General features: G+C 35.5%; 11 protein-coding genes. 4 read left to right on the top strand and 7 right to left on the bottom strand.

Annotated elements, in window-relative coordinates:
* The first annotated feature begins 520 nt into the window (after positions 1 to 520).
* Together G8E00_RS04425 and dhaK are read left to right on the top strand one after the other, a co-directional pair.
* The gene (locus tag G8E00_RS04425) at positions 521 to 961 is read left to right on the top strand and encodes a hypothetical protein (protein ID WP_166222196.1); all 441 of its coding nucleotides are present in this window, start codon (positions 521 to 523) and stop codon (positions 959 to 961) included.
* Positions 962 to 1,308: 347 nt separating this feature from the next.
* Complete coding sequence (dhaK, locus tag G8E00_RS04420; protein ID WP_166222194.1) at positions 1,309 to 3,039, top strand: dihydroxyacetone kinase subunit DhaK; 1,731 nt, start codon at positions 1,309 to 1,311, stop codon at positions 3,037 to 3,039.
* Between the two features lie 86 nt (positions 3,040 to 3,125).
* Here dhaK and G8E00_RS04415 read toward each other — a convergent pair whose 3' ends face one another.
* The 4 genes from G8E00_RS04415 to def form a co-directional block, all read right to left on the bottom strand.
* On the bottom strand, positions 3,126 to 3,626 hold the full coding sequence (locus tag G8E00_RS04415; protein ID WP_166012258.1) for a hypothetical protein: 501 nt from the start codon (positions 3,624 to 3,626) through the stop codon (positions 3,126 to 3,128).
* A 60-nt stretch (positions 3,627 to 3,686) separates the two neighbouring features.
* Positions 3,687 to 4,979 carry a glutaminase gene (locus tag G8E00_RS04410; protein WP_166012257.1) on the bottom strand — a complete coding sequence of 431 codons (1,293 nt, stop codon included), beginning with the start codon at positions 4,977 to 4,979 and terminating at the stop codon, positions 3,687 to 3,689.
* Positions 4,980 to 5,100: 121 nt separating this feature from the next.
* Positions 5,101 to 6,285 (bottom strand): GGDEF domain-containing protein, encoded by a 1,185-nt coding sequence (locus tag G8E00_RS04405; protein ID WP_166222192.1) that lies wholly within the window; start codon positions 6,283 to 6,285, stop codon positions 5,101 to 5,103.
* Between the two features lie 272 nt (positions 6,286 to 6,557).
* Entirely contained in the window at positions 6,558 to 7,037 is a 480-nt protein-coding gene (def, locus tag G8E00_RS04400; RefSeq protein ID WP_166012255.1) for a peptide deformylase, read from the bottom strand.
* A 619-nt stretch (positions 7,038 to 7,656) separates the two neighbouring features.
* On the opposite strand from def, the gene G8E00_RS04395 reads away from it, so the two are divergent.
* Together G8E00_RS04395 and G8E00_RS04390 are read left to right on the top strand one after the other, a co-directional pair.
* Positions 7,657 to 8,823 carry a GGDEF domain-containing protein gene (locus tag G8E00_RS04395; RefSeq protein ID WP_166222190.1) on the top strand — a complete coding sequence of 389 codons (1,167 nt, stop codon included), beginning with the start codon at positions 7,657 to 7,659 and terminating at the stop codon, positions 8,821 to 8,823.
* Positions 8,824 to 8,958: 135 nt separating this feature from the next.
* A complete protein-coding gene (locus G8E00_RS04390) occupies positions 8,959 to 10,245 on the top strand; it encodes an MFS transporter (protein ID WP_166222188.1) in 1,287 nt (428 codons plus the stop codon).
* 300 nt (positions 10,246 to 10,545) lie between these two features.
* Here the strand turns inward: G8E00_RS04390 and G8E00_RS04385 are convergent, their stop codons facing one another.
* From G8E00_RS04385 to G8E00_RS04375, 3 genes are all read right to left on the bottom strand, one after another.
* Positions 10,546 to 11,724: a GGDEF domain-containing protein gene (locus G8E00_RS04385; protein WP_166222186.1), complete on the bottom strand. Its 1,179-nt coding sequence runs from the start codon at positions 11,722 to 11,724 to the stop codon at positions 10,546 to 10,548.
* Positions 11,725 to 11,922: 198 nt separating this feature from the next.
* The gene (locus tag G8E00_RS04380) at positions 11,923 to 13,053 is read right to left on the bottom strand and encodes a GGDEF domain-containing protein (protein ID WP_227591394.1); all 1,131 of its coding nucleotides are present in this window, start codon (positions 13,051 to 13,053) and stop codon (positions 11,923 to 11,925) included.
* A gap of 625 nt (positions 13,054 to 13,678) precedes the next feature.
* Complete coding sequence (locus G8E00_RS04375) at positions 13,679 to 13,954, bottom strand: hypothetical protein (RefSeq protein WP_166222182.1); 276 nt, start codon at positions 13,952 to 13,954, stop codon at positions 13,679 to 13,681.
* Between the last annotated feature and the right edge of the window lie 177 nt (positions 13,955 to 14,131).

Genomic DNA, 14,131 nt, shown 5'->3' with positions numbered 1-14,131 from the left:
ATAAAGAAATCCCCATCAATAGTAAATATTTAAAACAAGGTATTGCAGTAATGGGGACATTATCTGCTAAATATTATCCAAACTTTGAAGACAATGTTTACTTAGAGTTCTGCGATAAATTATTCACAACCTCATTAAATAATATAAAAGATAGAAAAACTGCTAAAAAGATAATCAAAGAAATTAAAGATATCTATGGTGTGAATGTCCCAGATTCTATACCTGAAACATATGCTCTCTACCATATCTATGAAGCTTTAGTTCCTAAAACTAGCAAAGGTTATGGATATGATAAAATCCAACATTTTGTCTACAATGTAAATTCTCAATTCAATAATGGTTATTTACCAACAAAAACAGCCCAATTGGGTGGAGAAGCAATAGATATTATCAAAGGTAAATTTAGTGAAGAAATTCGTATAGATTCAGGTAATGATATGGACGCTAATAATAATGGATTAGTATATGGAGAAAAGTTATCAAAAAGATATGATGAAAGCATTCCATTTAGAGATAAAAAATGAAAAATAAAATTATCTTATTCAGTTATTTATTAGTAATTCTCTTAACTTTATATAGCTTAAGTTTTGAACATGGTTTATATGGAATATATACCGAATTAATGCTTTCAAATGTAAGCGTAAATGATGCTTTTAATTCAATAATATTAATATCTTGCATTGCAGTAGTCATTATCATAACTACTGCTTATTTGAGTATTTTTTTAATTAAAAAGAACTCTTTTAGTTGGCTGTTAATGGGAACTTTTTTTATTCAAGGTTATATTTATGGAATGATAATTTTAGATCACCATAGATTAAAAAAAGAACCAAATGATGGATTCACATATCCAATAATTTTTGAAAAATATGGGATATTAGCAGACATAGTGATTTCATCTCCATTTATTATGATATTAATTTCTATAACTATCATTATATTTTATATTAATAAAAAATAATTTACATCCCAAAATCCATGCCCCCATCTTTCTTAGGTTTGGGCTTCTCCATTCCCTTTTGCCGTTCTTTGGTAATCCTCCCATACCTAGAATCATTAAATCTTTATAGCTCTTATAATCAGCAGCCCAGCTATATATACCATTAGTTATCTTGGCATAACCTTTAAATTGAAAATCATGTTTAGCATGAATATACACTTAATAATGGAATTTCCCTCTCCTTCTAGGAGAGGGTTAGGGAGAGTTAAAAACCCCACCATCTCAATTTTTCTACTCCTCATTAGACTAAATGACGATATAATATAGATTGACTATAACTCTCCCAAATTCTCCCTGTTGGTGTTTTAATGAAAAAACTCATGAACGATGCTGAAAACATCGTAGTTGAAATGTGTAAAGGCTTTGTCCTTGCTCATCCAGAACTCGCTTTCAACGAATCACACAAAATTATTTCACGCAAAGAAAAACACCAAAATGTTGCCCTCATCAGTGGTGGTGGTAGCGGTCATGAACCTGCACATGCAGGCTTTGTTGGTAAAGGTATGCTCGATGCTGCTGTATGTGGCGATGTGTTTGCATCCCCATCGCAAATCCAAATTTATAAAGCACTCAAGCAAGTCGCAACAGGCAAAGGCGTGTTAATGATCATCAAAAACTATTCTGGCGATATGATGAATTTCCAGAATGGTGCAGCCCTAGCGACTGAAGATGGTATCAGCGTCGACTTTGTCAAAGTTGCCGATGACATTGCCGTAAAAGACAGTCTGTATACCGTGGGTCGTCGTGGCGTTGCAGGCACAGTATTTGTCCATAAAATTGCAGGTGCAGCAGCAACTCAAGGTTTAGACTTAGCTCGCGTTAAAGCAGTTGCACAAAAAGCAGCGGACAACGTGACCAGCCTTGGTTTTGCTTATACCTCTTGTACCGTTCCTGCGAAAGGCACACCAACATTCACTCTGGCTGAAGATGAAATGGAATACGGCGTAGGCATCCACGGTGAACCAGGCATCCGTCGTGAAAAAATCTTGTCATCAAAATTACTTGCTCAACGCATCATCGATGACTTGTATTTAGACCGTCCAGATTTAAGCGAAGTTGCTGTGATGATCAATGGTTTTGGCACAACACCACTACAAGAGTTGTATATTTTTAATCAAGACGTATGCCAACATCTTGCAAGCAAAGGCATCAAAATCTACCGTACCTTCGTCGGCAACTACATGACCAGTATCGACATGAATGGTGCATCTGTGTCTTTGTTGGCTTTGGATGATGAGCTGAAAACTTATTTAGATGCAGAGGCCAACACCCCTGCGCTTAAAATGGATGGTGCTCCTGCGCTTCCATTTGAATTTGCAAGCAAAGATGCAACGTCAGAACAAAGCATTAACACCAATATTGAAACACGTGCTGAACACGCACTCATTGCCAATGAACAATTCACCATTGAAAACATGCGTTATGTTGTCGATGTCATGAGTGCTTGTATTATTCGTAATGAAGTGCCTTTCTGTGAGCTTGATGCACATGCAGGCGACGGCGACTTCGGTATGAGTGTCGCAAAAGGCTTTAAACAATTGAAACGCCAATGGCAAGAGTTGGTTCAAGCGGAAACCATTGATGATTTCTTGTTGAATTGTTCAATGATCATTATGGAACACTGTGGTGGTGCTTCAGGTCCTATCTGGGGTTCAGCATTCCGTGCAGCAAGCAAATCCGTTCAAGGCAAAGCGACTTTAACTGTGGCTGATTTTGCAGACATGCTTCAAGCAGCTGTAAAAGGCATTCAAGTGACAGGTGAACGTTCATTTGGTCGTGGTGCTGTGGTCGGTGATAAAACCCTGATTGATGCCCTTGTCCCATGTGCAGATGCTTGGTCTGCCAATACCAAAAAATCTTTTAAAGAGAACTTTGCGCTCGGTGCTCAAGCTGCGGTTCAAGGTGCGGAATCGACCAAAGACATCGTGGCACGTATGGGTCGTGCGGGTACAGTGGGTGATCGTAGCTTAGGCTATCCAGATGCGGGTGCGCATGGTTTGGGTGTGATCTTTACTGATATCTCAGCACATATGAAATAATCGAGTCTTAACCTAAATTCCATAAAAAAGCCCCAAATATTCGGGGCTTTTTAGACTATTATTCAACCTGAATATCAATGTCTGATTTAACAATTATCAAAGTTGAGTTGATATTTATATAATTGACCTGACTTAAATATAAAATCGATTGAATCATTACCATCACTAGCCAAGTCAGCACTCAAAACATTTGGATTAGTTTCATCTTTACTATAAAGAACAGCTTTAAATTTCTTCTTAAACTTTTGCTGATTCATCTTTTCTACAATTCTTTCTTTATGAAAAATCAATCCATTTGAACCATTGATAATAACTTCCTTAACTTGCCCATTGTCTAGTAATGTTAAGTCCTGATAACGATATTGATCTGGGAAATTACCACCATTACATTCATCCTCACCACCTTTAATTACCTGTTTAGGCTTAGGCAAGGTCTTAAGGTTCACTTCCCAATGTTTGACCACTTTCCCTTGAATAATCGGTTGAACATAAATCTCTGAGAAGGTGCTCATTGGCAATAAGCTCATCATCAAACCAAGCGCAAGTTTCGAATATAGTGATCGCTTTTTTAATTCAATAGTTTTCATTTCATCACCATCATTTTTGTTTTTTATTCATTTGTAGAACTAAGTTTAAGCTTTTTAAATTTATTCTGACTTTGTTAATCCACTCAGTTTACTCAAAAAATCGTCTAAATGCCGGTAGATCGTCATTACTTGTCCTCTGTCTGTAAGTTCTTGTTCAATGAGATAATCAGGATCAACCACCACCACTTCATGACCATCTTCAATTAAACGATCAATCCCTTCAATCAACATACGACGTCCAACATCATTCATTAGCGAAAGATTATTGAGATCAAAAATGATTGTATTATTGCCATTTGGTTCTTCTTGTACAATGCGTAACAGCATCTCTGCTTCAGCAAATTGTAAAGCACCAACTAACTCATAAATCACAATCGAATCATCCTGCTGGGGAGAATAACGTCGTTGAACAATGGTTTGTGCTGATGGTGTACCTTCCATCAAATGTAATCCCATGTCATTGGATAATCGCTCAAAAATCTGAATGCCTCGAGCACTGTTACCATGCTCATCCAACTTTGGCGAAAATACCGCTATTCCCACTTGACCAGGTAATACCCCAATAATTCCACCTGCAACACCACTTTTGGCAGGAATACCCACCGTTGACAGCCAATCACCTGCGGCATCGTACATACCACAGGTCATCATCACGCTTAAAACTTGACGCACAATGCCCCGATCTAAAAGTTGCTTACCCGTTTTAGCTTGAATTCCACCATTGGCAAGTACACTGGTGATATTGGCCAAATCTTTTACGGTCACTTTAATCGCACACTGACGAATATAACCATTCACGACATCGACAGGATCTTCATCCAACACACCCACAGTTCGGAGCATATAGCCGATTGATAAGTTACGAAATGCAGTTTTCAGTTCAGAGGCATAGACTTGTTCATCAAATGACAATTCTCGCCCTGCCAGTTCACTCAAAAAACGGCGTAAGTGTTCTGCTCGTGAAATTTGATCATCATGCGGTATGAGTGAATGTGTTGTTATCGCACCCGAATTAATCATTGGGTTTTTCGGAAGTTTGGTTTTTGCATCCAAAGAAATCTGGTTAAAAGCTTCCCCTGAAGGCTCTACTCCCACTTTTTGCAAAACTTTTTCTAAACCCAAATGTTGAATTGCCAATGCATAAGCAAAGGGCTTTGACATAGATTGAATGGTAAATTCAACATCATCATCACCAGTGGTATAAACCGTACCATCAACTGTTGAAAGCGCTAAAGCCAATTTGTTGGGATCGGCATTTGCAAGCTCAGGAATATAATCTGCCAAAGCACCTGAATCGTTTAAATTACATTGGGAAAGGACATGATTTAAATAATCTGGAACGGGTGTTTTCATACGTGTGAAACCTGAAGTTTTATTGTTGGCATAAAATGAATAATTTTTGATTACTTTTTATTGTATAGAGATTAAATAGTTTTAAAAATGCAGGCTTTGTTATCCTTGGGTCAATACCGCTTTAGGTTTCAAGAAAACATACCTGATTGCGCCCTAAAGATTTCGCCCGATATAATGCTTGGTCGGCTTCACGAATGACATCATGCATGGTTTTACCATTTTCAGAGATCGCCACGCCGAAGCTGGCTGAAACATGGATCTCTTCACCATTGGGTAAAAGCATAGCTTCATTATGAATAGCTTTACGACAACGATCAGCAATCTCCACAGCCAATTGCAAACTTTGGTTCGGTAAAATCAAAATAAACTCTTCACCACCAAAACGACCAACCACATCGTGGTAACGCATAGAAGATTTTAAAATTTTAGCGACACGACGTAGAACTTCATCCCCTGCATCATGACCATAACTGTCATTAATCATTTTGAAAAAATCTAAATCGAGCAAGATCACACTATATTTCGAATCTTTGCTTTTATATAACGAGGTTAAAAAATCACTGACATAACGTCGATTATAAACTTCCGTCAAACTATCTACCCGACTTAAAGTTTCAATTCTTTTTTCTTTGCGACGCCATTGGGACAGTAAAATTTCAAAAAATAGTGCTGAGATGATCAAGATGGGAATATATAAAATCGCCATGCTTTTCATCCAAAACTCATTTTTATAAAAGTTACTCTGATTTAACTGCTCACTAAACAGTGGTGCATAAGGCATCACATCTATTGAGGTCAAATAACAAATCGCCACCACATATACAGTGACGATTACAGCAATGCTATAAATCACTTTAGGCTGATAAAACACAAATCCAATCAAGAGAATATTGACGATCCCCGCCATGGCAGCAGGACTATAAATACCAACGGTTTGTGCAGAATAGATGAGTAAACAGCCGAAATAAAGCGGGATAAACCATCCCATGAATTTTCGAAATAAACGATTGCGTCTAAATAAAAAAGTGATACATGACACCACTACGGTCAACAATATCTGACAATATGTCGTGAATACACGATAGTCATAATAGTCTTCATTTAACCATATACGATTTTCTGAATGATAATTGAGGACATACCAAGACAAATGCCCCATTAACACCAATAGAGCAAAACCTAATAATAGGATACCCTTACTAAAATTTGGCCAATAAATAAGTACATTGTCAGTTTCAAACAAATGAAATTTGACATTTTTATAGCCACGAATAATGCTTTTTTTTAATAATAAGTAAAGTTTCATTCGATTTCATGGTCATAATAGAGTGCTTTCATAATTACTTTAATTTATCCCAAAAGCAGAATAATAAAGAGGAATTGGTCAATGCTGTTATGAAAGTACGCTCATGATTATTATAAAGTGATGTGTTCTACCTAAGCCTGTAAAACCCATTCCATTTTATAATATGTATACCATTTTATGAGGGTCAATTGCTAATACTAAAAATATCATTTTATTGTCAATTTTGATCAAAGTATGATGATTTTTCACAGTCTAATTATTTTATTTTTCACTTATTTGATTCGTTCAACAAATAAAATTCCATCCAGATGATCAATTTCATGTTGCACAACACGGGCTGGAAAACCTTCAAATTCCTGACTGACCATATGTCCTTCTAAATTCAAATAACGAACACTGATCACTTCTGCTCTGGCAACCTGCCCTCGCTCATTAGGCACACTCAGACAGCCTTCTTCCCCCACAACGGTTTTTTCAGAATGTTGGGTAATTTCTGGATTGATCATCACGATGGGCTGCATTTCAGGTGCATCTGGATAGCGTAAGTTCGGACGTGACGCGACGATTATTATACGTTTTGAGACATAGACTTGTGGTGCAGCGATCCCAACACCTTGCCGTTCAAGCATGGTATCAAACATTGCTGATGTCAGTTGTTTGATCCATTCACTGCTTATTTCTTGCTGTGTCACTGGAGATGCAACAATACTTAAAATTGCTTCACCACGCTGTGCAACATTTAATATCGTCATTTTAATCACACTCCTTCGCCACAATTGTATGCCACTTCATTTCAATCACTAAGCTAAATCTTTTCATTAGCTTATTAAAATTTATAGCATTTCAAGCAAAAACAAACAGATATATTCAATTCAGTTGCTTATTAAAAACTTATAGGAAAAAACTATTTTCTAGTAGAAAAATAAACCATTTCTTCGAACTATCCCATGATAAAATTTAATCATATACAGGTCTATGCACATTCTAAGTATGAATGGTTTGATCGAATCAAAAAGCACAACTGTGGCCTAAACCCAAGCCAATGGCAGTCTATTCTCTTGTTAGGATGTTGAAGCTCTTTATGAAATTTGAGGAAGTTCTAGTCCTTTCCTCATTCAACGCATGTAAGAATATCGACAAGGGAATAGCCATTGTCATCACTTCATGGCGAACTTGTGTTGTTTTAGCCTATAACGCAGCTCATAACTGAAATATCAAAGCCAAATAGAACATCATATTTTATGCAACGATTGCATGATATTTAGTTTATTTAAATTGGCTCAATATACCAAATAGCTTTATATCATCACAAAATATTTCCATCACAACTCTTTATGAAATATCGACAGACCCAAATACATCATGATACCCATGTTAAACATACAGGTTAATTTTTTTAGCTTACTCATTCCCATTTTTTTAATGGCGACCGCGTCTGGTCTTTTTATATTGAGTCTGTATAAAAAACTTCCTCAGTACATGCTTTGGTTGTCCTATGCTATTTTTGCCTCTGTCGTAGTTCAGGTCATTCAAACCATTATTGTACCTGATGACATTTATCGTTGGGCCATGTTCAATTGCCTGCTGTTCTTTATCTGTGTCGCATGTACTGCGCACGCGGTTTATTTACGTTTAGGTATTTGTACAAGATGGTCTTGGATTGGGTTAAGCATTTTGTTCGCAGAATGCCTATTGGCGTATTTTTGTTTTGTTGAACCTCGTTTGGAAGCGCGCTTAATCATCGTCGCTGTGACGTCAGCACTGATTTGCTCAAACAATATTCAACAACTCATTCATGTAGAGCTACATCATTTCTTAGACCGCCTACTGAAATACAGCCTTTATGGCATGGTATTCACTATCGGCCTGCGTGCTATATATATGTTTTCAATCTATAGCCAAGTATCTTGGCTCGCCAATCAAGAATTCATATGGGCCAGTACTCAATTTTTACTGTTATTTTTTGCAGTATTCATGATTGCTATTTTTATCAGTTGTTCCATTCAAGATACTATTGCACGATTATCCCATGAACGAAATTTAGATCCCTTGACAGGGCTCATGAACCGTCGTGCATTTGAAGAACGTATAGAAATACTCATGCGACAACCACAGCAACAATTTAAATATGCTGTGATCATTTGTGACATTGATCATTTCAAAAAAATTAATGATCAGTATGGTCACAAAGTAGGTGATGGTGCTTTAAGGCATGTCGCCCAAATCATGAATAAAGCGGTACGAAAATACGATGAAGTTGCGCGCATTGGGGGTGAAGAATTTCTCATTTTACTGTATGACGTGGAATTTGATTTTGCCTTAGATATTACTGAAAGATTAAGGCTAATGCTTGAAACTACACCATTTAAGGACAACCAAACCGAGGTACGGATTACAGCGAGTTTTGGATTATGTTTCTTTGAACATTTAGAGCAATTTCAGAGTGCATTGCATATTTCCGATCAACTGCTCTATCAGGCAAAAGACTACGGTCGCAATAATGTTCGCTATCAATTATTAGAAAACACATCCCTTTAAAAATATCTTTCGATTAATTTTAAAGCGAATATTTCATAACTTTAAGTTTCATCACAACAAACAAAGATTGATTATTCAACCAATTAGAGTCATTTAGAATCAAATCATCATTTTTTGTACACTTTGGATTTTAGCATGGAAGCTCAACCTAGACTGAGTCGTGAAGATAAACGAACCCTTGGTCTTTCATCCCTTGGCGGTGCTTTAGAGTTCTACGATTTTGTAATTTATGTCTTTTACGCAAAAATCATTTCAGAACTGTTCTTCCCCAGCGGACTCAGTCCTTTTTGGGCAATGCTCAATACATACGGTATTTTTGCTGCGGGATATTTCTTTCGCCCTTTAGGTGGCGTCGTTATGGCGCATTTCGGCGATTTAATTGGTCGTAAACGATTATTTACCCTATCTATTTTACTCATGGCGCTTCCAACTTTACTGATTGGTATCATGCCAACCTTTGAAAGTATTGGCTATGCTGCACCATTGTTATTGTTGCTGATGCGTGTGGTACAAGGGATTGCGATTGGCGGAGAAATTCCTGCCGCATGGACCTTTGTTTCTGAGCATGTGCCAGAAAAAAGAATAGGTTTAGCAAATGGTTTACTCACGGCAGGATTGTCATTGGGGATTCTGTTGGGCTCGCTCATGTCATTGTTTATTTCATTAAAATATAGCCAAGCAGAAATTTTAGCTTGGGCATGGCGTATTCCATTTATTTTGGGTGGAATTTTTGGTTTTGTTGCTCTATACCTTCGTAGTTATTTACAAGAAACACCTGTTTTTAAAGCCATGCAAGCACGCAAAGAACTGTCTAAAGATATTCCTGTGAAGCGTGTTCTGGTCGAGCATAAAACTGCGGTGATTATTGGGATGTTATTTACCTGGTTTTTGACAGGCTGTATTGTTGTGCTGATTTTAGCCATGCCCAATCTGCTCACAGGTACTTTTGGATTTGAACGTGCTGATGCATTTAAAATGCAAAGTTCCGCAATATTGATGCAAATGATGGGCTGTATTGTGGCAGGATTATTGGCTGATAAATTCGGTGGTGCTAAAGTCATTTTGATGGGTTCAATTTTGGTTGCCATCATTGCAGGTATGTTCTACCAAGGTCTTGGACAGTATGCACCAAGTACTTTATTTGTTCTTTATATGCTTCTAGGCTTATGCTCTGGAACGGTCGGTATGGTGTCATTTACTATGGTGAAAATGTTCCCAGCCAATATCCGTTTTTCAGGCATTTCATTTTCATATAATGTTGCTTATGCAATTGCTGGTGGAATCACGCTTCCATTGGTTCAGTGGCTCACGCAATACAGTAATATTGGGGCTCTATATTATGTATGGGTAGTCTGCCTCGTAACCTTATTTACGGCTGTGTTCTATCAACAAAAATTTGAAAAGAAAATGCATTTAAACTAGGGTCTGTTGATGTTTCACAGATGTTTGCGAATATTGTCGTGGCATAGAACTGTGCTTTGGATTGAACGTTAGGCACAAAAAAAATTTCGATTAGCTTCTACTCTGAACATCAGCACACATACTATAAAAGCCATAGAATTATGGGCAACATGAAGATGTTGCCCTGAATCTTGATCGTAGTCTTATTATTCAGTTTTTCTTATTTGATTGTCTTATTTAGTTTTCTTGACAGGTTATCGGGCAAAAAGAAAATAAAAACTCAACGTTCAATATCCTTTTCTTGCTCAGATTTATACATCGTTATTGCTCATCAAATGTATGTTTTTGCTTAAATTGAACCTGATTTCTTCCCAAAGCTTTGGCACGATAAAGCGCCTCATCTGCATATGAAACAATATCTTCACGAGTATCTGCTTGTGATGTTGCCACCCCGAAACTTGCCGAAATTTTTAATTGTTTTGTCGGGCTGATTGCAATGTTTTCTTTCTCAATCTGTGATCGACAACATTCAGCAATATCAATAGCTTGCTGCAATGTTTGATTGGGCAATAACAATATAAATTCTTCACCGCCAAAACGCCCCACGATGTCATCCTCTCTCATATTGAGCACCAGAACTTCTGCAATTCGCTTTAAAACACGATCCCCTGTTGCATGACCATGTACATCGTTTACATTTTTAAAAAAGTCCAAATCCAACAGAATTAATGAATAAGGTCGTTGTTTCTTGATAAGATTTTGAATAACGACATCGATATATCGACGGTTATATACACCTGTTAAAAAATCAATTTTACTGAATAATTCATATTGATTTTCACGGCTTCTCCATTGCCATAACAGCAATTCAAACAACAAAATACACACCACAAAAATGGGCAAATAGAGGAACACCATACTGGTGACCCAAAACTGGTTTTTATAAAACAATGAATGATTTAATTTTTCACTAAAAACAGGCGCATAAGGCAAATGATGGACGGTGGTGTAATAGCACATAACCAAAATATAAATCGTAACAGGTATGATCACGAAGTAAATAATTTTACGATCATATAAAACCAGTCCAACCAAAAAAATCGAAACATAGCCTGCCAATGTCACTGGATTATAAATACCAATGGTATAGCCACTGTAAATCATGATCCCACCAAACAACATTGGCGAAAAATATGGCATGATCTTTTGAAAATAAAGATTATTTTTATAGTGATGGGCCAGTAGAATAGTCATCACATAAACGGCTAATGTGACTAAACAAATAACACTTCGAAAGAAAAAGAACTGCTCATTTAACCATTGGCGTGTATCGGGCAGATGAAATGAAGTGAAATACCAGTTCAATGTTCCCAATGACTGTAATACACCTAAATACAGAATAAAAATACTTTTATCGTAAAGACTCCAATCAATGATCAGACTCTGAGTTTTCACGATTTTCATTCGAATCGAATTGATCAAATTATTTAAAATTGCCATTGGACTACACAACTCTGGTTTTTTAATTATTGAATGTTTTTATTTTTAAGCATGAAGGCTCGTGCAGATGGAAGAGGACTATAAGAAATTACTATTAAGTCATATTAAATTACGATTTAAATTATACTAACACAATTAAAAAAGCACCACTTTTATTGTTATTAGATGAAATTTTTATCCAGTTCAATTTAAGCTTTATTAGGATCTATTCAACAGTTCAAAACAATGGCGAACTTGATTACGTCCATTTTTTTTCGCCAGATACAAAGCTCTATCTGATTGTTTTAAAATAAATTCAATCGATTTTCTTTGATCAGATATCGAAACACCAAAGCTTGCTGTACAGTAAATTTTAGATCTATTGCCATCATAAAAGGTTTGATTTTCAATTTGTGATCTGCATATTTCTGCAAAGTTAATTGCCTCTTCCAATGATTTTTCTTTTAAAACGATAATGAATTCTTCTCCACCAAAGCGTCCTACTAAATCATTTTCATGTACATTTTTAGACAAAATCATGGCGACTTTTTGCAGAACTCGATCTCCCATATCATGACCATACTGATCATTGACTGTTTTAAAATGATCTAAATCCAGTAAAATCACTGCAAAATCAGTAGATTCAGCATGCATTGCCCTTAAGAATTTTCCTATTTTTCGACGATTATAAATGCCTGTAAGTGGGTCTATATGACTGATATTTCTAATTTGTTGTTCACGGTTTCGCCATTGAGTGATTAAAATTTCATATAACAACAATGTCACGATAAAAATAGGAATATAAAAAAACATTTGGCTAAAAACCCAAAATTGATTGTGATACAACACGCTCAAATTAAGGCTTTGACTATAAATTGGTGCGTAAGGAAAATGACCAAAGGTTGTTTTTAAACTTGAAAAAATAATGATACATGTCACTGGAATTAAAATACTATAGACTAATTTACGTTCAAATAGCATTAATCCTACGGTCACAATACTGATATAACCAGCAATAGTCGCAGGACTGATAATTCCAATGTTATAACCGCTATAAACATAAGTAATAGCAAAAAAATACAGTGCAATATATGGAAAATATAATTGCACCCATTTACGCTGTCTAAAAAAATAACAAATGGATGTCAGTAAAAAAAATGTTCCTGTAAGTATCAACATTATGCTGATATTGAATGGAAAATATTCGACATTAATGAACTCATTCCAATCATTCGAAAAATAACTGAATCCATACCATCCTAACCATAATAAATGATCCAAACCGCCTAAAACTAAAATTAAAATTGTTTTATTGAGCATGCTCCAATTCATGAGGACACTATTGTTCATAAAATTTCGCAAAAAATCATGATTAATCTTAGTCTTAAAAAACATCATTCAAATGATCATCTACATCAATATTCTGTGGTCTGTTTCTGAAGTCTGATTCAGAATCTTAATTTAAAAAAATTAAAGAAAAAAACGATTAAAAAATCTTTAAAATGAAAATTATTATCACAATATGAAAATATTGCACATAATACACTCACAATTTAACCACTAATTTATTAAAATTCAACTTTTTTCACATAATGGTTATTATATTTTTATCTTTTATTGTTCTATTTCTCTATTTTATTACATTAAGTATTTTATTTATCAAAATAACAATTTAATAAATACTCAAACAACTTATGTTGTATCTGACTTAAAAGTAAAGCATTTTTTTATCATGGTAATGATGCAAAGAAAACTGAGCATTTTGCTAAAGATTTAACCGACTCTATATTGATATATCATTTTAGAAGACTTGTTATAGTCAAAAAAAGGATAAAAATAAACCAAAAAAAAAGACAGAGAAAAAGTAATTGATCTCTATTTCACTTGAGGCTCTGTTGAGATTTTAGCCATGCCTTATGTTATAAGGCTAAAACCCTTTCAACTTTAAAAATACATTGCCCCAATGTTAAATATTCTAAAATGTGCGAACTTCGTATTGAATTTCAATTTTATCCAAGCAATCTATTTTCAAGATACGATTATGGTACTCAATGATGGCATAAAATTGTTCTGCGCCATCATCCAATCCAGTACATTGCCACGTTGTACCTTGTGGAAACTCAGTTAACCAATCAGCTTTGTAAAAATCTGAAACAGATTCAAAAAACACATAATCTTCGGGATGAAGTTGTATACGTTTCGCCACTTCATCAAATTTACGTGCTTGCATTTCTTTAAAATCGAGAATCATGGGGAGCACCTCTTTAAACTTAAATCATTGCAGAATGTTTATTGGAAAATTTTAAAATTAAGCTTTAGAAAGTAAAAATTGAAATAAAAAAAAGTCGACGTTGAATGATAATCTCATTTTATCTTACGCCTTTATAGATGGATGTTATTTTCATATTTTTTATATGTTTAGAATCGA

Origin of the sequence: Acinetobacter shaoyimingii (assembly GCF_011578045.1) — a bacterium.
GTDB classification, from domain to species: Bacteria; Pseudomonadota; Gammaproteobacteria; order Pseudomonadales; family Moraxellaceae; genus Acinetobacter; species Acinetobacter shaoyimingii.
The sequence above is the reverse complement of the archived record's forward strand: the minus strand, read 5'-3'. Positions and strand labels throughout refer to the sequence as shown.